The organism is Akkermansia sp. UBA7090, from assembly GCF_002493465.1.
Taxonomy (GTDB): domain Bacteria; phylum Verrucomicrobiota; class Verrucomicrobiia; order Verrucomicrobiales; family Akkermansiaceae; genus Akkermansia; species Akkermansia muciniphila_A.
Genome location: NZ_DKYW01000017.1, coordinates 983 through 23,062, shown reverse-complemented (window position 1 = coordinate 23,062; position 22,080 = coordinate 983). Strand labels below are relative to the sequence as shown.

15 protein-coding genes and 3 tRNA genes are annotated in these 22,080 nt (G+C 56.1%); 6 read left to right on the top strand and 12 right to left on the bottom strand.

Translation table 11 applies throughout. The annotated features are described in order from the left end of the window. Nucleotides 1–757 precede the first annotated feature (757 nt). Nucleotides 758–1,912, top strand: a complete 1,155-nt coding sequence (locus tag B3075_RS06035; RefSeq protein WP_290487515.1) for a 2-isopropylmalate synthase — start codon at nt 758–760, stop codon at nt 1,910–1,912. 152 nt (nt 1,913–2,064) lie between these two features. On the opposite strand, the gene B3075_RS06030 is transcribed toward B3075_RS06035, so the two are convergent. The 4 genes from B3075_RS06030 to B3075_RS06015 all read right to left on the bottom strand — a co-directional run bounded on the left by B3075_RS06030 (nt 2,065) and on the right by B3075_RS06015 (nt 4,571). Continuing rightward, nucleotides 2,065–2,140: transfer RNA gene (locus tag B3075_RS06030), tRNA-Ile, on the bottom strand. A 119-nt stretch (nt 2,141–2,259) separates the two neighbouring features. Continuing rightward, complete coding sequence (locus tag B3075_RS06025) at nt 2,260–3,765, bottom strand: MATE family efflux transporter (protein WP_290487514.1); 1,506 nt, start codon at nt 3,763–3,765, stop codon at nt 2,260–2,262. Then, nucleotides 3,762–4,433 carry a ubiquinone/menaquinone biosynthesis methyltransferase gene (locus B3075_RS06020; protein ID WP_290487512.1) on the bottom strand — a complete coding sequence of 224 codons (672 nt, stop codon included), beginning with the start codon at nt 4,431–4,433 and terminating at the stop codon, nt 3,762–3,764. Before B3075_RS06020 ends, B3075_RS06025 begins: the two co-directional genes overlap by 4 nt. A 63-nt stretch (nt 4,434–4,496) precedes the next feature. After that, nucleotides 4,497–4,571: transfer RNA gene (locus B3075_RS06015), tRNA-His, on the bottom strand. 82 nt (nt 4,572–4,653) lie between these two features. Between B3075_RS06015 and B3075_RS06010 the strand changes: the two genes are divergently transcribed. Both B3075_RS06010 and B3075_RS06005 read left to right on the top strand, forming a co-directional pair. Further along, complete coding sequence (locus B3075_RS06010; protein WP_290487510.1) at nt 4,654–5,049, top strand: hypothetical protein; 396 nt, start codon at nt 4,654–4,656, stop codon at nt 5,047–5,049. 289 nt (nt 5,050–5,338) lie between these two features. Next, a complete protein-coding gene (locus B3075_RS06005) occupies nt 5,339–5,977 on the top strand; it encodes a hypothetical protein (RefSeq protein WP_143247127.1) in 639 nt (212 codons plus the stop codon). A 40-nt stretch (nt 5,978–6,017) separates the two neighbouring features. Here the strand turns inward: B3075_RS06005 and dapF are convergent, their stop codons facing one another. From dapF to B3075_RS05975, 6 genes are all read right to left on the bottom strand, one after another. Next, nucleotides 6,018–6,842: a diaminopimelate epimerase gene (gene dapF, locus B3075_RS06000; protein ID WP_290487506.1), complete on the bottom strand. Its 825-nt coding sequence runs from the start codon at nt 6,840–6,842 to the stop codon at nt 6,018–6,020. A gap of 59 nt (nt 6,843–6,901) precedes the next feature. After that, complete coding sequence (priA, locus tag B3075_RS05995; protein ID WP_290487504.1) at nt 6,902–9,118, bottom strand: replication restart helicase PriA; 2,217 nt, start codon at nt 9,116–9,118, stop codon at nt 6,902–6,904. Between the two features lie 22 nt (nt 9,119–9,140). Beyond that, nucleotides 9,141–10,046 (bottom strand): peptide chain release factor N(5)-glutamine methyltransferase, encoded by a 906-nt coding sequence (prmC, locus tag B3075_RS05990; protein ID WP_290487502.1) that lies wholly within the window; start codon nt 10,044–10,046, stop codon nt 9,141–9,143. 15 nt (nt 10,047–10,061) lie between these two features. After that, nucleotides 10,062–11,138: a peptide chain release factor 1 gene (gene prfA, locus B3075_RS05985; RefSeq protein ID WP_290487500.1), complete on the bottom strand. Its 1,077-nt coding sequence runs from the start codon at nt 11,136–11,138 to the stop codon at nt 10,062–10,064. 234 nt (nt 11,139–11,372) lie between these two features. Further along, nucleotides 11,373–11,448 (bottom strand) — tRNA-Glu (locus B3075_RS05980). Between the two features lie 87 nt (nt 11,449–11,535). After that, entirely contained in the window at nt 11,536–12,945 is a 1,410-nt protein-coding gene (locus B3075_RS05975; protein WP_290487498.1) for an alanine/glycine:cation symporter family protein, read from the bottom strand. 466 nt (nt 12,946–13,411) lie between these two features. Between B3075_RS05975 and B3075_RS05970 the strand changes: the two genes are divergently transcribed. Further along, nucleotides 13,412–13,822, top strand: coding sequence for a GNAT family N-acetyltransferase (locus B3075_RS05970; RefSeq protein WP_290487496.1), 411 nt, complete (start codon nt 13,412–13,414; stop codon nt 13,820–13,822). Nucleotides 13,823–14,050: 228 nt separating this feature from the next. Here B3075_RS05970 and glsA read toward each other — a convergent pair whose 3' ends face one another. Together glsA and gadC are read right to left on the bottom strand one after the other, a co-directional pair. Beyond that, nucleotides 14,051–14,992 (bottom strand): glutaminase A, encoded by a 942-nt coding sequence (glsA, locus tag B3075_RS05965; protein WP_290487494.1) that lies wholly within the window; start codon nt 14,990–14,992, stop codon nt 14,051–14,053. Further along, complete coding sequence (gadC, locus tag B3075_RS05960; RefSeq protein ID WP_414631726.1) at nt 14,985–16,553, bottom strand: putative glutamine/gamma-aminobutyrate antiporter GadC; 1,569 nt, start codon at nt 16,551–16,553, stop codon at nt 14,985–14,987. Before gadC ends, glsA begins: the two co-directional genes overlap by 8 nt. Nucleotides 16,554–16,649: 96 nt before the next feature. On the opposite strand from gadC, the gene B3075_RS05955 reads away from it, so the two are divergent. Together B3075_RS05955 and B3075_RS05950 are read left to right on the top strand one after the other, a co-directional pair. Further along, the gene (locus B3075_RS05955; protein ID WP_290487490.1) at nt 16,650–16,841 is read left to right on the top strand and encodes a hypothetical protein; all 192 of its coding nucleotides are present in this window, start codon (nt 16,650–16,652) and stop codon (nt 16,839–16,841) included. Between the two features lie 196 nt (nt 16,842–17,037). Further along, nucleotides 17,038–22,080: RHS repeat domain-containing protein (locus B3075_RS05950; protein ID WP_290492049.1), on the top strand; the 5,043-nt coding region annotated here is incomplete at its 3' end.

Sequence of the window (22,080 nt, the reverse complement as noted above, 5' to 3'; positions counted from 1 at the left end):
TCGCTACGAAGCAAGCTGATGTCAATTTCTGAAAGAATTTGGTTATCAGAGGAAAGGGGTAAGGTATTGACGTACCTTGCCCTTTTTTTGCTCTGATGAGGTATTAATAGCATTGGGACATTTCCAATGTCCAGAAAAAAATAACCTCCCCCTTTTTCTTTTTAAAATCTTTTTCTCCCACCATTAATAAGAAAATATTTTTTGCATATATGGTTTGACCCATTTCAAATTTATAGCATACTGCTTCTTCGAAAGAGCAGTGAGACCTCTTTTGAGAATCTCAAACTGATTGTTGGAGCATAGTCGCACTCTTGCGAGTGCGTGGATTGAAACTTATTAATGGTTGGTGATAAAGGGGATCAACTGCCCAGTTGATGTTAATTCAGCTGGGCAGTTTTTGTGTAGAAGTATATTGCTCTTTCTTCAAATGCCCAATTGATGAAGTTGTTCCAACAAAGTTATATGTGTTTAGTACCCTTGACAGAAATGTTCTGAAAGTACATCATTCTTTCTATTCCCCCCCCCCATTCAGGGCAAAAACAAGCAAGATGAACACCCTGTTCCTTCAAGGTCGTCTATTGCTGCTTCTCGGACGGTAGTCCGAGAAGATATCTTGATATGCGCCGGCGGGCCGTTCCGGCGCGAGGGAAGTAAACGGCTGGTCTTGATAGTTGTGCGCAGAAGGAATGGCTCCTTCATCGGAATATTTTTCCGCGCGCAGTTTCCTGAGGAACGAACCCTTAACATGATTATTGTAATGAAAGAACATATACACATTTTTGATACGACGCTGAGAGACGGGGAACAGTGCCCCGGCGCGGCGATGAACGTGGAGCAGAAAATACAGGTGGCCATGCAGCTGGAAACGCTGGGGGTGGATATTATTGAAGCGGGCTTCCCTGTTATTTCGGACGGCGATTTCCGAGCCGTCCGGGCCGTGGCGGAATGCACGGAAAAAAGCCGCGTTTGCGGACTGGCCCGCTGCGTGGAAAAGGATATCATTGCCGCCCATGAAGCGTTGAAGGCCGCCGGGGAACGGGAGCGCATCCATCTGGTGGTGGCCACCTCCCCCATCCACCGGAAATACAAGCTGGGAAAAAGCCGGGAACAAATCAGGAACATGGCCGTAAAATCCGTTGCCATGGCTTCCGATTTGTGCGGGGAAGTGCAGTTTTCCGCAGAGGACGCTTCCCGCACGGAGCCGGAATTCCTGGCGGAGATTGTAGAGTCTGTCATTGACGCGGGCGCCGCCGTCATCAATATTCCGGATACGGTGGGGTACACGATGCCGGAGGAATATTTTCGCCTGATTTCCTATCTGAAGTCACATGTTCCCAATGTGGACCGCGTCCGGCTGTCCGTCCATTGCCATGATGACATGGGGATGGCCGTGGCCAACTCGCTGGCGGCCATCCGAGCCGGGGCGCGGCAGGTAGAGGGAACCATCAACGGCATCGGGGAACGGGCCGGAAATACCGCCCTGGAGGAAGTCATTATGGCGTTGCATGCCCGGCGGGATTTCTTTTCCGAAGTGTGGACCGGAATACGAACGAATGAACTGGTGCGCACCAGCCGCATGGTGGCCGCCATGAGCGGCCTGGCCGTTCCTCGTTCCAAGGCCGTAGTGGGGGCGAACGCCTTTGCCCACGGTTCCGGCATTCACCAGGACGGCGTTTTGAAGAACCGGAGCATTTACGAAGTCCTGGACCCGGAGGAAATAGGCTGGGGAACCACGGAACTTCCCCTGACCAAACATTCCGGCAGGCATGCCGTGAACATGCGCCTGCGTGCGCTGGGCCTCTCCGTTCCGGATACGGATATGCCGCGCCTGTTTGAACTGTTCAAGAAACAGGGGGACCAATGCAAGTTCGTGTATGATGATGATTTAGCCGCCCTCGTGGACTCCCTTTAAGAATGAACTTCCGCTGTCCGGAAGTTCCCCACGGAATTTCCGGATGATTGTTGTATTTGTATGGGGAAGCAGAGGCATCTTCAACAGAAGCCTTTTTCTTCTGCACTGAAAAAGGAAATCCCCTGCAAGTTAAAAACTTGCAGGGGATTATCTGGTAGGCCCGGTAGGGTTCGAACCTACGACCAAGGGATTATGAGTCCCCTGCTCTAACCGCTGAGCTACGAGCCCGTTGCAGAACAACGTGGAAGAATACTAGCAGAATTGGAGGAGGAAAGCAAAGTTTTTATCCTGCAGTAAACGTTTTGGATTGGCGAACGGGTGCGGGAAGCAGGAAAAAACGGGAAGATTCAGACTTGCAGTTTCGTCCAGCTCCGCCCCTTGACGATTTTATAGAGGATGGCGGATTGGACGGCCATTTCAAAGGCGAAGAGTAGCCAGATGCCCCACAGGGTCATGGTTTCCGGTGCCAGCCTGAACCATACCCAGGTGCAGACGACACGGAAAAAGCCCATAATGCCGTAGGAAATGAGCATGACTCTCCGGGTATCTCCCGCGCCGCGCAGGGACATTTTCATCACGATGCAGGCGGCGAAGAAGGGCTCCACCACCAGCATGGTGCGCAGCACGGGAATGCCGGTATCAATGAGAGTCATGCTGCCGTTGGAAAATATCTCCATGAACAGGGCGGGAAAGGCGCAGAAGAGCACTCCCAGGCCCGTCATGAATATGATGGCGTACCGCATGCATTTCCAGATGGTAATGCGGGCCATAAGCGCGTTCCGGGCGCCCAGGTATTGCCCCACGAGCGTGGAAGCGGCCATGCCGATGGCGAAGCCTGGCAGGAAACTGAGCGATTCAATGCGGACGGCGATGTTGTGGACGCCCAGCACGCCTTGAACAGGCAGTTCGCTGATGATGGAAAGGCAGAACATCTGAATGCCCCACATGCCGAAGACTTCCACGGCCTGCGGCAGCCCGATTTTCAGGATGCGCTTCTGCATGCCCATGTCCGGCCGCAGATGGGAAAAGCTGAGGTACAGGGGCGGAGCATAGTGCTCTCCCCGTTCCCGGACGAGTTCTTCCAGGGATTCATTGTTCCTGCCCGTGAAGATTTTTTTTCTGCGCCGCAGCATGATGAACAGGAGGATGCTCATGCTGATGCCGTAGCCGCAGACTGTTCCCGCCGCAATTCCTCCAATGCGCCAGCCGCCCAAAGGAGCGTCCGCAAAGACGAAGATGACGCTGAAGATGACATTGAGGATGCCTACGCTCATCATAATCCAGAAGGGCAGCCGCGTGTCTCCGGAGCCTCGCAGCGCGGCATTGATGGCAAAGACCACGCCGCTGAACGGGGCGGCAAAGGCGGCCATATAAACATATTGCAGGGCGTAGGTCCGGGCGGCTTCATTCATGGTCAATACGTGCGTGACCAGGAAATCGCTGCATGTGAAGAGAAGGCCGCAGGAAACGACGCCGGCCAGGAGCCCCAGCATGGCGGCCTGGTGCAGGCCATGCTGCGCCTGGGGATAGTCTCTGGCGCCCGTCATGCGGGAAACGATGGCTGTGGCTCCCATCATGATGGCCCCCTGGATAACGAAGCCGAACCACATGATGAAGACGACGGCGCCCATGCCGTCAGAGATGTTGATGGTGTCCTGGGCGTCCACCCCTATCTTAGTGGCGATGAAAAGGTCGGAAGAAGTGACGAAAAAGCTCAACAGCTGCTCCAGGAAAGGCCAGAAAGCAATGACGGCGATTTGCCGGGGCAGGGACAGTCCGGCAAGTTTGCCGCCCAGGCGGGCGCGTGCCGCCTTGCCGCGTATGATTCCTTCTCTTGCGTCCCCCGCACTCATCGCTGAGCCGTGTAAATGCTGGCAATTCCCCCGTTCAGAGGTTCCGCCGTGATATTGCTGTAGCCGCATTCCCGCAGCAGGGCCTTCATGGCCTGCCCGCAGGGGAAGGCTTCAATGCTGTCCGCCAGGTAGTCGTATGCTTCCCGGTGGCCGGTCATCCAGCCCGCAATGACGGGAAGGATGCGGTGCAGATAAAACCTGTAAGGTCTTTTCAACAGGCTTTCAGGCAGGGAAAAATCCAGAATGAGCAGATGGCCCTCCGGGCGCAGCATTCGGCCCATTTCCCGCAGGGCGTCCGGATAACTGGCCATGTTCCTCAGGCCAAAGGCGACAGTGACCGCATCATAGGAGGCGGAGGGGAAGGGCAGGTTCATGGCGTCTGCGCAAACCAGATGATCCAGCCCGCGCCTGGCCGCTATGTCCAGCATGGGCTGGCAGAAGTCGGACCCGGTGAGGCGGATTTCCGGCATCGCGTTCAGGATGGCCAGGGCCAGGTCTCCCGTTCCGGTCGCGAGATCCAGAAGGTTCTCCGGCTTCCATTCGGAGACAAGCTGAACGACGCGCCGGCGCCATAGCAGGTCCACGCCCATGCTCAGCACATGGTTGGTAGCCACATAGCGCGGTGCAATAGCGGAAAAAGCGGCTTTGACGAATTCTGGATTACGCATGCAGAAAGGGCTGGGGATAGTAAAAAAGAGCACCGTAAGTGCTCTTTTTATAAAGGAAAGGGATGGGGTGTCGGACGGGGCTCGAACCCGCAACAACCAGAATCACAATCTGGGGCTCTACCATTGAACTACCGACACCATTTAGTGTTGTGGTGCGGCAGACATTACCCGCTCTCTTCCATTTTGGCAAGAAGAAAATAAGTTTAATGAGTTTTTTTGAATGGAATATTTTCTCAATAATACAATAAGAGCATGCCGGGGCGGTTATTTGTTTCCTCTTTGGAAAATTGCGGAGAACCTGTGTGATCTTCTATTGCACCCTCCTGGATTTGATGTAAACTTTTTTATTATGGGGATTGATGTAGTATACGCCGCCTTTCGGGCCGACCCGGTAGGTTCTGTTTTCCCGCGCCCGGAGGGCTCGGTGGGAAGCGTGCTCTCCCGGTATCATTCCGGAACACAGCGGTGTATATTCCGGAAGGAGCGGTTTGCGGCCGCATTGGGGGAAGAAGAAAAGAACCGGAAGGAGGACGGTCTGGATGAAAAGGGAGGGCTTCACAAGGATATTATTATCCTTTCCAGAGAGTTGTTTTGTCAAGTTGGAGAGTCCGGATAAGCGGATTTTTGTGAAAAGGACATGATTTTTTATGAGTTGTTTGAAAACGAATGTTTGAATTTATTTTATTTCCAATTACTGTTTCCGCAGTCGCTACTGCATTTTAGTTGTTAACCGGCCTCTCATCTGTATCCGATCTATGAATTTCTTTCCTCATATTCCCATGCTGTCTACTGTATTCAACAGTATAGGTTGCTATTTATTGCCGTTAGGGGCTGTTTTGCTGTGGCTTTTGTACGAGTCAAGAAAATCAAAGGCTTTTCTTCTTGTCGGGCTGGTGTTGATGATCATGGTATGCATGTTTTTTCAGGAGGCCAGCTCTCCCAGCCGGGAATATCCGTGGGACCGCATGATGGAGCATGTTTTTACGGGAACGCTTCTGCCTTTCCTCTGTCTGCTGGGCTATATTCTGTACGTGTTCCTTTGCGCCTGCATTCCGGTTTACCGGAAGGTGTGGAAGGGAATCGGGTTTTTTGTTCTTGGAGGAATGAGCCTGGCTTTCGAATACGTCAATGTCTTTTTTCCGGTGGCGTTGCTGGCGGGGTATTTGTTCCGTTTTACCGTTTTTCGGAAATTCAGGAATCACCTCCCCTTGATCAGAAAATGCCACAGGGGCCTTGCCGTAGGGGTTATTCCGGGAATCTGCCTGATCAGTATTGTCTGCGCCATTCTGTTTCCCCCTCCGGAGAGTTTTATATGTGAGAGGATTCATGAGGAAATGGCGCGTGACATGGCCCTGTGGAATTACCAGAACAATCTGGTTCTTCTGTCCAGCCATTTTCTGAATATGGAGCGTGAAAACGGCTGTATTACCGTGAAATATTATTGCGAAACGAATATGGGCCCTGCCGTGTACAAGGCGTTCTGCAATAATTACGGCGGTTACGTTAGGGCGGAATGTTCCCTGCTGAACAGGCAGTCCCGCTGATGGGTGAGAGGCTGTTTTTTCTGGCCGGGGAGGCTCAGATCTAGATCTGAATGTCTCCGGTGAACACAAGGTCTGCCGGTCCGGTCAGCGTCACGTCAGTGAAACGGTCCCCTGTGCGTTGGAATCCGACTTTAAGCGTGTCTCCACCCGCCACGTCCACCTGAATGGGGGAGGGAGCGTCCGTCAATACGGCATGCAGCAGCGCACAGGCGGTCATCCCCGTTCCGCAGGCAAGCGTTTCATCCTCTACGCCGCGTTCGTAAGTGCGTATGGCAATGTGCCCCGGAGACAGGATTCTGGCAAAGTTGGCGTTGGTGCCTTTGGGTGAAAAGGCATCATGGTAACGCAGATAGGCCCCCAGTTTGGCAATGTCCAGGCCGTCCAGCTTGTCCAGAAACGCTACGGCGTGGGGAACGCCCGTGTTCAGGAAATGGACATCCGCTCCCACAGCCGGGTCGGCATTCAGCACGAAGAGCTGCATGGAGTGGGGATTGGTCAGGTTGACGGTGACGTTGCCGTCTTTTTCAAAGTTGGCGGTGACGACGCCGGCCATTGTTTCAAAAGGAAGAGGCGTTGTCTTGTCGTGATGAAGCAGGGCGGCGGCAAAGTTGCCGAAGCAGCGGGCCCCATTGCCGCACATTTCCGCCTCTCCGCCGTCCGCATTGTAATAACGCATCCGGACAATTCCCCCCTTGCCCTGGGAAGGTTCCGCGGCGATCAACCCGTCCGCCCCAATGCCGAAGCGGCGGTCGCACAGGGCTTCTATGGTTTCTTCGTCCAGCACGGAGGAAAGGCTCAGGTCACGATTGTCCACCATGACAAAGTCGTTGCCGGCTCCCGTCATTTTGTAGAAATGAAGCAGCATAATAGTAAGTTGTGTTGTGCCGGAATTCTAATGTTCCCGGCCGGTTTTGGCAAGGCGGCTTACATGAATGACATGGCATCCACGTCGATTACGGCCGTCAGGTCTTCCCCCAGTCCGGCTTCCTGCACCAGTTTCCGTAGGGTGCGGGAGAGGATGCGGGCGGAAGGTCCCTTGACCGTAATCTGGAATCTGAACTGTCCGTGCGCGCGGGGAATGGGGGCGGGCATGGGGTCGGTCATCGTGGCGGGAGGGGGAAGCATGCCGCGCAGACGGGACGCGAGGGTTTGCGTGGCGAATTCCGCCATGCTTTCATGCTGGGACCGTATGGTCAATACGGCGATATGGGTGAAGGGGGGCAGGGCGAACGCGCGCCGCATTTCCAGTTCCTGAGCTGCGAAGCCGTCTGTATCATGGTGCCGGGCGTATTGCAGGGAGGGGGACTGGGGCGTAAAAGTCTGGATAATGACTTCTCCGGAAAGGTCACCGCGGCCGGCGCGGCCCGCTACCTGCGTCAGGAGCTGGAATGTGCGCTCCCCTGCACGGGGATCCGGGATGTGGAGCCCCAGGTCCGCGTTCAGCACGCCTACCAGCGTCACGTTGGGAAAGTCCAGCCCTTTGGCGATCATCTGGGTGCCCAGGAGAATATCTATCTTATGGGCGCGGAACTGGTTCAGAATGGTCCGGACGGCGTTTTTCCGCCGGGCCACGTCCGCATCCACGCGCGTGATGCGCGCCGCAGGAAAAGTGCGGCGCAGGATTTCCTCCACCTTCTGGGTTCCGTACCCCTGGAGCAGGATGTTGGCGGACCGGCATTCCGGGCAGGAACGGGGCGGAAGGGCTTTGAATCCGCACAGGTGGCACATGAGGCGATCTTCCGTACGGTGGTAGGTCAGGGGCAGGGAACAGTGCATGCACGTGACTACGTGGCCGCAGTCCGGGCATTGGATGGAGCGTGCGAATCCGCGCCTGTTGAGCAGCAGGATTACCTGTTCCCCCTTGTCGAGACGCCGGTCAATGGACATCCTGAGGCGTTCGGAGATAACGTTGGGTCCGGATTTATTCTTCCCTTCCGTTTTCATGTCCAGGATGCGAATGAGCGGCAGCTGCTGGCCGTCCGCCCTTTCCGTCAGTTTTACCAGAGAATACTTTCCAATCAGGGCGTTATGGATGCTTTCCAGGGAGGGAGTGGCGGAGCCAAGAAGCACGGTGCAGTTTTCCAGATGGGCGCGCAGCACGGCCAGATCCCTCCCGTGGTAGCGGGGGGAACTTTCCTGTTTGTAAGAGGCGTCGTGTTCTTCATCCACAATCACCAGGCCCAGATTTTGGAGGGGGGCGAAGACGGCGGAACGGGGGCCGATGACGATGCGGGCCTTTCCGGAACGGATGGCATGCCATTCGTCAAAGCGCTCTCCGTCCGAAAGGAGGCTGTGCAGCACTGCCACGGAGGAAGGCAGTTCCGCGAAACGGGATTTGAAACGCTGAACCGTCTGGGGCGTCAGGGAAATTTCCGGCACCATGATCAGGGCGGATTTTCCGGATGTTACTATTTGGGAAACGGCCTGTAAATAAACCTCCGTTTTGCCGGAACCGGTAACCCCTTGCAGCAGGATCGGTTTTTTGTGCTCTGCCGCGCACATGGCCGTGATTTCTTCCAGCGCTTTCTGCTGCTGGCTGTTCAGCTTCATGGGCTGGGTGGGGACGAATTGCTCCCCGGTGCTGGGGTCCCGGTGCACGGCCTCTTCCTTCAGGGAGATGAAGCCTTTGGCTTCCAGGCTGCGGGCAACGTTCAGGGCTCCGGCGCCGAATGCTGCCAGGGGGACGGCCTGTTGTCCCGCGGATGAGAAATAATCCAGCATTTGGGCCTGCCGGGGCGCTTTGCGGTACAGGGCATCCAGTTCCTCCCGTGCCGGAGTTTTTTCCAGATACACCATTTTGCGCAGTTTTTCCGCCGTATTTTCCTGACGGACGGTTTCCGGGAGCAGACACCGGATCATCTGATCCAGAGCCACGGAGTAATAGTCCGCCGCCCATGAGGCCAGATTCATCATCACCGGGGAAATCAGAGGCTCCGGATCAATCAGTTTCAGAATGGGTTTGAGCCTGTCCTTCCAGGCCGGAGACGGTTCCGACAGCGTAAGCACGGTTCCGGTAGCCGTTCTGTTACGCAGGGGCACCTGTACGCGGCAGCCCGGCCTGACGTCTCCCGCTTCCGGAGGAATGCCGTAATCCAGTACCAGATCGCTTTGTCCGTCAACCAGAATGCGCGCCGCCTGCATGGAGTGAAAAGGAGGGATAACATTAACGATAGCCGAAGGGGAAACGGGCGACGCCGCTCATGTCTTTCAGAACTTCAATATAATTGTAGCCGTATCCATCCATGATTTGTGTTACGACGGATGCCTGGTCGTACCCGATTTCCAGGGCTACAAAGCCGTCTTCATTCAGATAATCCCGGGCGCGGGACAGAAAGCGTTCAATGATTTCCCAGCCTTTAGGCCCTCCGAACAGGGCTGTATGGGGGTCTTTCATGACTTCCGGGGCAAGTTTTTCCCCCTCCGCAATGTATGGCAGATTGGCCACGATAACGTCAAAGAGCATGTTCCGCCCGTCTTCCCCTTTTTCTCCTTCCGGAGCGGAATCGGCATCTTCTGTGGGCAGACCCGTTTTTTCCGGGGAAATGTTGGCGAACAGGTCGGTCTGGATGGTGGAGACCCTGGCTCCCAGCCGCATGGCATTTTCCAGAGCCAGATCAAGAGCCTGCGGGGAGATGTCCGCCAGCACGACTTCCCTGGCGCGCTCCTTGAGCTCCAGCGCCAGCGTGACGCCGATAACGCCGGAGCCCGTGCCCATGTCCAGGATGCGTACCGGATGATCCGGGATTTTCCTTAGCACCATTTCCACCAGTTCCTCAGTTTCCGGGCGGGGAATCAGGGCGCGGGCATCCGTCAAGAAATCCCTCCTGAAAAATTCCGTGACGCCCAGCAGGTGCTGCAACGGTTCTCCCGCTGCCCTGCGTTTCAGCAATTCGCGCAGAGGGGCCAGTTCCGCTTCTTCCACGGGCCTGTCAAACTGGGAGTAAAGAGCCGTGCGGTTGCAGTGCAGGACATGGGCCAGCAAATGCTGCATAGTGGCGCGCGCTTCGTCGCACCCCTGGCGGACCAGATAATCCGTGCCGGACTGAAGGACTTCCAGTAAAGTTTTCATGCAAGGGAAAAGGGGTTAGGACATTCCAGCCTCCGCCAGGCGTTCCTGCATTTCCGCGTGCTGGAGGGCCATAATCAGGTCTTCCAGCTGCCCCATCAGGATACCGTCCAGATTGTGGGAGGTGTAGCCGATGCGGTGGTCTGTCAGACGGTTCTGCGGGAAATTGTATGTGCGTATTTTTTCCTCACGGCCGCCGGAGCCGATGAGGCTGCGGCGCGCGGCGGAATATTTTTCCGCCTCTTCCCGTTTTTTGGCTTCAAAGAGCTTGGCGCGCAGGATTTTCATGCCCTTTTCCCGGTTTTTCATCTGGCTGCGTTCTTCCTCGCACCGGACATAAACTCCCGTGGGGAGGTGCCATATCTGAACGGCGGATTCCGTCTTGTTCACATGCTGGCCCCCGGCTCCGCCGGAACGGCATACTTCGATGCGGAGATCTTCCGGGCGGATTTCTATGTCCACTTCCTCCGCTTCCGGCATGACGGCCACGGTGGCGGTGGAGGTATGGATGCGCCCCTGCGTTTCCGTAGCGGGAACGCGCTGCACACGGTGCACGCCGCCTTCATATTTCAGGAAGCGGAACACTTCTTCCCCGGCAATGCGGCAGACGACTTCCTTGAAGCCGCCCACATCTGACGGGCTGCTTTCCAGATGCTCAAAGCGCCAGCCGCGTTCTTCCGCAAAACGCTGGTACATTCGCAGCAGGTCTCCGGCAAACAGGGATGCTTCATCCCCGCCCGTTCCGGCGCGGATTTCAATAATGGCGTCCCGGTCTTCCGTCGTGTCGCGGGGAAGCAGGCTGTACTGCACGTCGCTGCGCAGTTTTTCCAGGGCGGCTTCCAGTTCCGGAATCTCCAGGGCGGCCAGTTCCGCCAGTTCCGGATCGTCCGTCTTGGCCAGTTCCTGATTGTCCGCCAGCTGTTGTTCCGTGGCGTTCAGGGAATCCCATGTTTCCATGAGTTCCTTCAGGCGGCGGTGTTCTCTCATGATTTCCGAGGCCTTTTTCTGGTCATTGAAGAAGTCCGGTTCGGCAATGACTGTTTCCAATTCTTCCAGGCGCTGGCGGCGTTTTTCAATGAGAGGTGTGTAATCCATGGCGTTTGCGTGTAAAGAATTTTAAAAGATGGCAGGGCTTTCTGAAAGCCAAATCCGGGAAATGTAAGACAATTCCGGCATTTAAAAGAAGGAGGGCCGCTTCCGGCGCCTTTGCCGCGCTTTCCTGAATCCGGGAAACCGGGCCAAAAGAAAACCGCAGCCATTACGTTTTTCCGATATGCTTTCCTGAAAAAGGGAAAAGCGGAATCATCGTAACTGCCGCGGCGGTAAAGCTGGCATCGCGTACGGGACTCGAACCCGTGTTGCCCGCGTGAAAGGCGGGAGTCCTAGACCGCTAGACGAACGCGACTTTTAGGTTTGCAGGGACTGCGCGGCGAAGTAAATACTACCGGAGGCCGAAAGGCAAGAATTATTTGAATCCGAGTTAAAAAAATCGTTATTTTCCTTCCGGTATGTGGGATTCGTCGTAGTCGTCCAGCCTGTGCTGCCAGAGATAGTGCCGCGTTTGCTGGACAAGCACGCCGGAAAGTGCCAGCAGGGAAATGAGGTTGGGCAGGGCCATCAGGCCGTTGGCGCAGTCTGCAAAAATCCATACCAGTTCTATTTTAGAGACGCAGCCGATGAAAACCGCCGCCACCCAGATGACGCGGTAAGGCGTGATCAGCCGGATGCCGCCCAGGTATTCCAGCGCTTTTTCTCCAAAGTAGGACCAGCCCAGAATGGTGGAAACTACAAAAGTAACCAGGCTGAGCGTGAGCAGAGGGGAGCCTAGGTAAGGAATTTTGCTGAATGCCAGCGTAGTAAGCCTGGGGCCGTCCGTGCAGGAAATGTCCGGATGCGCGATGATGCTGGTGGTCAGGACAATTCCTGTCAGGGCGCAGATGATGACGGTATCCCAGAAGGGGCCGCTGGAAGAGATGAGCGCCTGCCTGACGGGGTTGCGGTTCTGTGCGGCGGCGGAGGCGATGGCTGCGGACCCCAGGCCGGCCTCATTGGAAAAGAGGCCCCGGGCCACACCGGTTCTCATGGCAGCCATGACGGCCGCCCCTGCTGCGCCTCCGGCGGCGGCTTCTCCCGTAAAGGCGCAGTCCAGAATATACCGGATGGCGGGAAGAATGTACTCCGCCTGTACAGTCAGAATATACAGGCATCCCAGGATGTAGATGACGGCCATGAACGGCACGAAGAAAGCGCATACCCTGGCAATGCCCCGGATGCCTCCCAGCATCACCAGCGCCGTCAACGCCGTCAGTACAACGGCTGTGCCCCAGGAAGGAATGGAAAAGGCGTGATGGAGCTGTTCCGCAGCTGCGTTCCCCTGCGTCAGGTTTCCGATGCCGAAGGCGGCAATGGCCGTGAAGACGGCGAAGGCCGTACCCAGCCATTTGCTGTTCAGACCGCGTTCCAGCACGAACATGGGGCCTCCGCTCATATTGCCGTCTTTGTTCTCCACCCGGTATTTGATGGCGAGCAATCCTTCCGAATAACGGGTTGCCATTCCCAGAACTCCCGTCAGCCAGCACCAAAAGACGGCTCCGGGGCCCCCGGCCGCAATCGCCACGCCCACGCCGATGATATTCCCGGCTCCGATGTTGGCGGCCAGGGCCACCATCAGGGAACTGAACGGGGAGATATCTCCCTTGTCCGTATGATCTTTCACAAAATACAATTTCAGGGCCTTAAGCAGATAACGCTGCGGAAACCGCAGGATGGCGGTGAGGTACAGGTGCGTGCCCAGCAACATGATGAGCAGGGGCCAGCCCCACAGGAAGCTGCTGAAAGCGGACAGCCAGGACGTGAGAGCGTCACCGGCCTGGAAAAAGGCATTTTGGAGGGCATCAGGCATACCGGAGGGATTCTAGGGAAAAGTAACGTGGTGACAAGCCCTTAAACAGATGACGGAGAAAGGTTTTTCGCAATGTTATGAATCCTGGGCCGGAGTTTTTCCGCTTTGGGGGAATCGATTCCAGGAAAAATGCCGTTTCCCGTGTTCAAGTATCGTTTCCCTGATAGAAGATGTGTGTCCCGAGTGCGGCTCTTCTTCCCTCCGGAAGCAGAGGAGGCAGAGGCGAACGAGTTACTGACTGGGAAAAGGGAGGGGCTTGTTCCCGGCGCGCGCGTTCTTATCATAAGCTCCGCCATGTTTTTGGAATGGGCAAAGTACTCGGACAGACGGTGTTGACTGCGCCGGCAGGAGCAGATAAAACCTTGAAACAAGTTGTTCATTCGGCCGGAGAAAGAGGTTTTCCACTCAGGCGGTGATGTGGCCGCGACAGTACAGGCGGATCATCAATAATCAATTAAAGAAGAAAATGATTGTTTTTACGGAAGAAAAGAAATTTTCCAGGGAAGATGTTCAAGAATTGTTTCTGTCCGTTGGATGGATTTCCGGACAATATCCGGGGCGTCTGTATAAAGCGCTCATGAATTCGTCCACTGTTGTGACGGCCTGGGATGGCGACCACCTGGCAGGGCTGGTGCGGGTGCTGGACGACAGCGAGATGGTTGCCTACATGCATTATGTTCTGGTGCATCCCGCCTATCAGGGCAGGGGGATTGCCGGAAAAATGGTGGAAATGGTTAAGGAAAAATACAGGGACTACCTGTATCTTGAAATCATGCCGGAGGAGAGCAGAAACGCCTCTTTTTATGAGAAGCACGGCTTCCGGGTTATGGCAGACGGCGTAGCCATGCAGCTGTGCAATTTTTCAAACAGGAGCTGATGCGGGGCGCCGGGGAGAGGTTGTTTGCGGTTGCGGGAGGGCAGGCGATGCGGCCGTTGTCCGCCGGATATATCCGTTTTTCAGCATACTGTTCCGGAAGGCTGTTTTTTATGGCTGAAATCCGCAGTCGAGGAACTGCGGTCTGCCTCGGGGGGCTGGACAGGATACAGTAAACCCGCGGGAATCCTTTCGGATTTTGGCTCCGCGGGTTTACCTTCTCATCCCGGATCAGCTCCGGAAAAGGTTTAGATTCAGTTCCCTGATGATGGATTGAAGCGCCGCCTGCCCCTTGACGGTATTCCCTGCGGGATCCAGTGGAGGCGAAAAAGCCGCCATGGCCAGCTTGCCGGGAGCCACGGTCACCAGGCCGCCGCCCACGCCGGATTTGGCCGGAAGGCCGGCCTTGTACATCCAGTCCCCTGTGGAATCATAAAGGCCTGACATGCACATTTCCGCCAAAATGGGGGGAACGTTCTCCTCTTTCACCACACGCTTCTTGCTGACGGGATTGACCCCGCCGTTGGCGTAGCAGGCGCCCATCAGGGCCAGCTGGGAGGCAGTGATATTCAGGGAACACATGCGTGTGTACAAATCCACGATCATGGGCGGCGTATTGTAAAAATAGCCGTAGCTGTCCAGCAGCCAGGCAATGCCGCGGTTGTGCTGGTTGGTAGCGCTTTCCGACTTGTAAATCTCCTGGTTCACGGTCAGGGCCGTGTTGGCGAAGTTATTGAAATTATGGATCATGTTTCCCCATATTTCATCGGAATCCGAACCGTTGACCAGGCTGACCGTCGCCATAGCCCCTGCGTTGACCAGGGGGTTGAGGGGCTTGCCGCCGTGCAGCTCAACCGCCATCACGGAGTTGAAGGGTTCCCCGGTGGGGTCCGCTCCGATCTTCGCGCGCAGCTGCTTCATGCCGATCAAATCCATGACATAAGCCAGGTTGAATGCCTTGGAGATGGATTCAATGGCAAAGGGCGTGTCCGCGGAGCCTGCGGTCAGCAGGTCTCCGTTGACGGTGACCACGGCAATCGCCAGCAGGTCGGAAGGCACCTGGGCCAGGGCGGGAATGTACGAGGCGTTTTTGCCTCCCTGGACGGTTTTGGCGTAGGCGTACGCGTTATCCAGGGCCGTCCGGATTTGCTCATTGGAAGGAATGTTACTCATGGGATATGGTGTGGCTAGGGGGCGCGGTGGAATGGGAATCATTGTTTTTTTCCCATCCGAAGGGTTCAAAGGCGTCTTCGGGATCCACCGGTCGTTTCCAGGAGGGTTTGGCCATGGCATGGATGATGAAGGGAATACCCGCGAAAATGAAGGTGCCCGCCACCAGAAGGAGAATGTACATGGTACTGCTGCCTACGGTAATTTGATTCGGCGGGATGAAGCTCACTAGGAAAGCCGCCAGGCTGGCCAGAAGGCCGAGGCCCCCGACAACCCACATGCCGAAGGTTCTGCCCCCGGGAATGCGGAAGGTGCGGGGCGTATTCGGTTCCCGGTAGCGCAGGTAAATGCCGGACGCGAACATCAGCATGTACATGATGAGGTACAGAATGATGGTCAGCTGGGAAATAATCTGGTAGGCGGATTGCACGGAAGGCATGATCACAAACATGATGGAGAGCAGGGTGACGATTCCCCCCTGAATAAGCAGGATGCCCATCTGGACGTTATTCTTGTTCCGCTTCTGCATGACGGGCGGAAGGTTGCCGGCCAGGCCCACCTGATACAGGCCTTTTGAAGGGCCCCCCACCCATGCGGTCACCTGGGCCAGAACGCCTACGGCCAGCGCAAGCGCCAGAATCCAGTTCATCCAGCCGAGGCCGAAGAAGCTGAAGTAGCTGTCATAAGTAATCAGCAGGCTCTGCACCAGATTAATCTGGGAATTGGGAATGATGAAGCCGATGGCCAGCGTGCCCAGAACGAAAATAAGCACCGTAATGATGGCGGAAATCAGAATGGCCAGCGGATAATTGCGTCCGGGATTATCTACATCCTTCACATGAACGGCGGACATTTCCATCCCCGCGTAAAACAGGAAGATGCTGGCAGCCAGAACGAGGTTGTTGAAATTGCTCATGTCCGGCACCAGCTTGTCCCAGCTCATATCCAGCAGGATCGGATTGCCTCCGGCCCAATAGCCCAGGCCCAGGAGGATCAGGATGGCTCCGGGAACAATGGTTCCGATGATGGTTCCCCATTTGGTGACGCCTGCGGAAGTCTTCATGCCGCGCAGGTTAAGCAGAGTTGCCGCCCAGTACACGCACAGCACCACGATGAGAACGTACCATTTATTGGCGGCAAGAGCTTCATCCCATCTTTGCCCGGGCCCCATGAAAGCCAGGGAAACGGCGGCGAATGTCAGAACGGTAGGGAACCAGATGGTGCTTTCAATCCATTGCAGCCAGATGGCCAGGAACCCCCATTTCTTTCCGAAAGCCTCGCCTACCCAGCGGTAAACGCCGCCTTTTTGAGGCCATCCGGTAGTAAGTTCCGCGGCCACCAGGGAAACCGGCACCAGAAAGAAAACCGCAGCGAAAATGTAATAAAAAACGGAACTTAGTCCGTAAGTGCTTTCCGCAGGCATGCCGCGCAGGCTGACAATGGCGGAAACGTTGATCATGGCGAGCGTAAATACTCCCATGCGGAGGACGGATTTTACCGCCGGAGCGTTACTTGTTGCTGCGGGGCCTGTTGGAGCGGCCCCTGGTTGAGTCGTATTATTCATTGGTTTATTTCCGGGTTGAGAATTGGGACGGCGTAAAGAAAGTGCCCACACCGGCCTTATCTGGACGACCAGACGGGAGACCCTTTCGTTGAAGGGATGATGCAGATAGATCTGCCGGAGTTTGTCTTAACGGAGGCCGGGGAAGTTGTTCAGCCCGTCCACATGGCCATTTGGCCGGCAGTGGATGCGGGGGATGTCAGGCAGCGCGGAAAAACATGGTTATTCCCTCCGGTTGTTGGAAATAAATATATATTTAAAAAAATATTGATTGATAATAATTTATTGTAATTAGTAACAATTATTCAAAAATGAATCATTGCTCTGTTCCGTTTTCCGAGATACATAAGAATAGTGAATATAGAGAAGCGTTGTCTTCTTTGATGTTCGTCCCTCAATCGTCAATTATCTGGATTTTATGAAAGATCAACAGGTTCAGCGTCATGCGAATTCTCTGTCTGATAATTCCCTCACAGCGTCCGGAGGTGTGCCGGTCCCGTTTAACAAAGAGGCCGGGGCGTTCAGCGGCAGCTGGGACTGGGGGATTGTCGTTGATCCGCTCGGCCCGGGGGAAACGGCAGAGTGCCGTCTGATGCTGGGGGTGGATGATAACGGCTCTCTTACTGTTGACGGCGAGGGAATTTTCATTCCTGGGGAAGGCAAATACCATGGAGGGTCTTATAGGGAAAAAAGCTTGAGCTTCCCCATTGAACCGGGACCGCACCGCGTGCACATGACTTATGAGAACGTGGCTGTTCCTCCTGAATGGACTAATCTCGCCATCCTTAATTATTCCATTGAAGTCATGGTTTCGGATGGAACCTCTTCATCTTCCTATCAGCCGGATGAAGGTTATCCGGAACCCGTAAGTACGGAAGATGAGGGGGAAGATGTGCCGTGTGAATGCGGGGAGGAGGTTGCTGGCGGCAATGGCTCCCAGAGCAGTTCCTGTTCTCCCTGTCCGGAGGAAGACAACGGAGAAGGGGATAACGGTGAAGATGTGGATCCCTGCACCTGTGAAAACAATGAGGGCGGCAGCAGCAGCTCTTCGGCGCGCGGCGCGCGCTCTTCCTCCACCCTTTACGGTTCGTCGGCCGCCGGCAGGCGCGTGGTCGCCCGGACGCTCAAGACGGAAATGATCTGGCGTACCAATTTCGGCTCTTTCCGGGGCATGACGGGTCTGCCTCAGGGATTGCTGGAAATAGTAGGATACGCATTCTCGGCTGAACTCTGGTCCCCACGTGCGCTTCATTACTGGCATCCGATGACTCGTGAAATCATCTCCGCGCCATCATCGGGCATCGGGGCGAATACCGCTTTCCAAATCAGGAGCGGCGGAACTGCCATTAACTACTACTGTTACGCGGATGGAGACGGCAGCAGGGGGGACAGCGTGGCCCCCATTGCAGGATCCGCCAAGCGCGGGGGCTCGGCGTGGTTCGGGAGGAGATCCGTTTCTTCGGCAAGGGCGGGAGAATTCTGCCTCAGTATCCGTTCAAACACGGGCAATACCGTTAACTATACCGCAGGTTCGGCCTCTTCCTTGAAATACGCCACCGGCTACACCGCTAAAAACGGCGCGGCTTACACAAGAGAAGAATTTGACGGAAAGCTGGATATTGTGCGGGCTTCGGATGGAAGCATCCGGCAAATATGGAACCTGTGGGACGGGCTCGCCAACATCGAAAATGTCACGGAGTCCGGTTACCGCATCGCCCTCTATCTCCCCGAACAGGTGGGAGGGAAAAACAGTTCCACCGGCCTTTATTCCGTTACGGGCGACCCTTTTAAAACCTTCACAATTACCGGGGACGCGGCTGCGGGCAGACTCTCCGTTACCGAACAGACCGCCGCGCGCGCTCCCTACACCACCCGCTACTGGCAGGGAGCCGACGGAGCATGGAACATGGCGCAGGGGGAAGGAGAAGACGCCATATTCACTCTGAAAGAAAAGCAGATCGTTTCGCCCGGCACGTGGAAACTCATCACCACCATCCAGCGGGGGGAAAACGGCGCTCCCATTTCCCGCGTCTGTGAGACTTATGCCGTCACCCGCAATGGCAATTTGTGCACTAGCCGTATTGAAGGTTACGGAACGGACTACGCCCGGGAAACGACTTACGAGTACACCGGCATGGGAAAAATCGCTAAGGAAACTGCTCCTGACGGAAGTGTCAAAACGTGGGCATACGACCGTTTCGGCCGTGAAATCGTGTCCAGCGTCCCCTGGGCGGAAGCCGGCGATAAGGTCACTTACACCACGTATCGGGACCAGACGCAGGCGGATCCGGATATCCTCACCCAATGGGTGACGTTGACGGCCACTGCGGCGGAACTTTGGCGCGCGGATTACACCTACGTTGAGGAAAATCATGTGCGGCGCGTGGAAAAACGCACCACCGCATTGGGGGAAGAAAACGTGCGTCTGGAAGTGAAGGAATCCTGGCTCGGCACGGCTCCCAATGTTTATGCCCGCGGACGCCTGAAGATGAAACAGGGCATGGACGGCATTCAGACGCATTATTTTTATGAAGAGACGGACCGGTACGGAGCCCTTTACAAAGTGACCGCGGAAACGCGGATAGCGGGAGAGAGCGTCCCCGGCCTGAGCTCGCGGAAGGTTACTTACGTCTCCGGCCAGGGCAATAACATGCGTTATGAGCAATACGCCCGGCTGGCCGATGGCGCCTGGTCCATGACGGACGCGTCTTCTTATGAATATGACGTTGAGAACCGTTGGGTAAAGCGCACCCGCGCCAATGGGCGCGTTTACGAGCGCATGATGACCTGCTGCGGCCCGTTGTGGGAGAGGGATGAAAATGGAGTGACCACTTCCTATTCCTACAATACGGCCCGCCAGCTGGTGGAAACCATCCGTTCAGCCGTTACGGACGGGGAAACTATGATCACTCCGGAAACCATCACGAGCTATACCCGTGATGCCCTCGGTAAAATTACCTCCCTGCGCAGGGATGCAGGCCCAATGACGACGGTGGAAAGCCGGGAATACGATTTGCTGGGGCGCCTGATAAGAGAAACCGATATTCTGGGGCGCACCACCGTCCGCTCTTATAGCGGGGATGGCCTGGTAGAAACTGTTACCACGGCCGCCGGCGCTACGTTCATCACCCGGAAAAGCCCTTCCGGAACAGTAGTGCGGCGTTACGGCACCGGGCAGCAGGATATCCTTTATACCGTTGAGGCCACGGCGGAAGGGATCCGCACGACGGAGGCTGTGCCGGAAGGGGAGGGGGGAGAGCCCCGCGTCGTGACGGGAAGCTCCACCGTCAACGGCTTTGGCGAGCTTGTACGGATTGCTGCCGCCAATACCCTGAATGGGGAAAATGTGCGCACTCTTGCATACGATGACAAGGGGCGCCTTATCAGGGAACAGCTGGCGGACATGGCGCCGACACTCTATGCCTATGATGCCTTTGGGAACAGGACAAGGGCAATCGTCGCCCTGGAGGATGAACCGACCATCCTGAACTCCCGCATTACTGATTACGCTTATGTGGCCGAGAGCCGTGAAGACGGCATCTACAGACTTGTTTCCATAACAAGTTATACTTCTTCAGGTACTCCCGTTCTTCAAAAGCAGGCGGCCCTGCTCTCTGCTCTGAGTTCTGTTCTTGCAGGCAAAACCGTCATGACGGATCCCCGCGGCCAGGATACCGTGGAGTGGACGGAGTATGGCGGCGGTTCTGTCCGCCTGCAGAAGAAAACCGTGCCCGGCGTCGGGAGCGTTGCCCTCACGCGCGTCGTGGACGGATTCACGACGGCGGTTACGGGCTTTGACGGCGCGACCGCCCGCCGGCAGCGCACTTATACGGAAACGGGCATCACCTATGCGGACACAGATGTGCGCGGTAACGTCTTTACCGCCGTCTGCGACATCGCCGGCCGCATCATTTCCGGCACGGATGCCGCGGGCAACACGACCACCTACGCTTATGCCCAGCCCTTTGATCTGCCTACCTGCGTTACCAATGCCCTTGGTAAAACGGCCTGTTCCGTTTATGATATCCGGGGCCGCAAGGAAGCCGAATGGGGGACGGCCATACAGCCCGCCGTATATGCTTATGACGCCGCCGGCCATATAGTGAGCCTTTCCACCTTCCGTGATCCCGGGGATGTCATCACTACTGATCCCCGCCTCCGGACGGATGGGGACATCACCACCTGGACGTACGATGTCGCTACGGGGCTGGTTGTCCGCAAGACCTATGCCAATGCCACCCATGTGGATACCGCTTATGATGCGCTCAACCGCGTTTCCGCTACGACGGACGCGCGGGGAACCGTTGCCTCCCGCTCCTACGCCCCCCTTACCGGGGAGCTTACCTCCATTACCTTTAATGACGACGGTTTTACCCCCTCCATCAGCAGCCGCTACAATCATCTGGGGCAGCTGACGCAAATTGAAGACGCTTCCGGAACGCGCACGTTCACGTACAATCAGTATAACGAACAGGAAACGGAAACGACGGCTGGCCTTGCGGCAAGCGTCTTGACCCTCCGCCGTGACGGAGTGGGGAGGCCCGCGGGCTACTGTCTGGACTATGCGGGCGCCGCCGCCTTGCAGACGGCATGGGGGCATGACGCCTCCGGAAGGCTTTCCTCCGTCTCGCTGAACGCCGTCGCGAAGCCCTTCACCTACGGCTACAATGCGGAAAGCGGCCTGCTGGACACTCTTGATTACCCCAACACGTTGAAATGGCGGCGCACCCTGGAAGAAAAGCGCGACCTCCCGGTGAATATTGACTACCTGCGCCCCGGCAGCGCCAACTACCCGGCCAAAACCGGCTACTCGTACGATGTGCTGGGGCGTCCCGTCACGAAGAACGACTATTTCAACACGTCCGCGCCCGACCTCACCCACGCCTACGCCTACAATGACAGGAATGAACTTGTGAGCGACGCGATGAGCCGGGGCGGCATATACAGTTACGCCTACGATAACATCGGTAACCGCACAACCTCCCGGGAGGGAACGGATTCCCTTCCCACCACATACGTTGCCAACCGGCTTAATCAATACACGGATATTACCGAGGGTACGGAGCCGTCCTTTGTTCCCACCTATGACGCCGACGGCAACCAGACGAAGATTCAGACGTCCACGGGAGAATGGGAAGCCGCCTACAACGCGTTGAATCAGGCGGTCAGCTTCACGCAGGGGGACAGGCGTATTGAGTGCGTTTACGATTATCTGAACAGGAGGGTAGAAAAATCCGTCTATGAAGGGGAAGCGCTCATGTCAAGGAAACGGTTTATCTACCAGGGTTACCTGCAAATCGCGGAACTGGATGCTGCGGACGCTTCGGAATCCGCTGAACCCGTCCTGCGTAAAACGTACCTGTGGGATCCCCTGGAACCGGTAGCCACGCGCGTCCTGGCGATGAGCGTCTTTGATGAAACGGGAACTTATGTGGAAGATCTTTATTATACGCATGACGCGTTGAAGAACACAACGGCGCTCTTCGGCATCAAGGCGGGCCGGCGAGCCTTGTACGAATACGGCCCGTAT

What these genes read in the sequence shown, in the direction of transcription:
- B3075_RS06005 (WP_143247127.1), top strand. Translation starts at nt 5,339, where the DNA reads ATGGTATGCATGTTTTTTCAGGAGGCCAGCTCTCCCAGCCGGGAATAT.
- dapF (WP_290487506.1), bottom strand. Translation starts at nt 6,842, where the DNA reads ATGCTGCTTCATTTCTACAAAATGACGGGAGCCGGCAACGACTTTGTC.
- B3075_RS06025 (WP_290487514.1), bottom strand. Translation starts at nt 3,765, where the DNA reads ATGAGTGCGGGGGACGCAAGAGAAGGAATCATACGCGGCAAGGCGGCA.
- prfA (WP_290487500.1), bottom strand. Translation starts at nt 11,138, where the DNA reads ATGGATTACACACCTCTCATTGAAAAACGCCGCCAGCGCCTGGAAGAA.
- B3075_RS05970 (WP_290487496.1), top strand. Translation starts at nt 13,412, where the DNA reads ATGATTGTTTTTACGGAAGAAAAGAAATTTTCCAGGGAAGATGTTCAA.
- B3075_RS06035 (WP_290487515.1), top strand. Translation starts at nt 758, where the DNA reads ATGAAAGAACATATACACATTTTTGATACGACGCTGAGAGACGGGGAA.
- glsA (WP_290487494.1), bottom strand. Translation starts at nt 14,992, where the DNA reads ATGAGTAACATTCCTTCCAATGAGCAAATCCGGACGGCCCTGGATAAC.
- gadC (WP_414631726.1), bottom strand. Translation starts at nt 16,553, where the DNA reads ATGAATAATACGACTCAACCAGGGGCCGCTCCAACAGGCCCCGCAGCA.
- B3075_RS05955 (WP_290487490.1), top strand. Translation starts at nt 16,650, where the DNA reads ATGATGCAGATAGATCTGCCGGAGTTTGTCTTAACGGAGGCCGGGGAA.
- B3075_RS06020 (WP_290487512.1), bottom strand. Translation starts at nt 4,433, where the DNA reads ATGCGTAATCCAGAATTCGTCAAAGCCGCTTTTTCCGCTATTGCACCG.
- B3075_RS06010 (WP_290487510.1), top strand. Translation starts at nt 4,654, where the DNA reads ATGGAATATTTTCTCAATAATACAATAAGAGCATGCCGGGGCGGTTAT.
- prmC (WP_290487502.1), bottom strand. Translation starts at nt 10,046, where the DNA reads ATGAAAACTTTACTGGAAGTCCTTCAGTCCGGCACGGATTATCTGGTC.
- priA (WP_290487504.1), bottom strand. Translation starts at nt 9,118, where the DNA reads ATGCAGGCGGCGCGCATTCTGGTTGACGGACAAAGCGATCTGGTACTG.
- B3075_RS05975 (WP_290487498.1), bottom strand. Translation starts at nt 12,945, where the DNA reads ATGCCTGATGCCCTCCAAAATGCCTTTTTCCAGGCCGGTGACGCTCTC.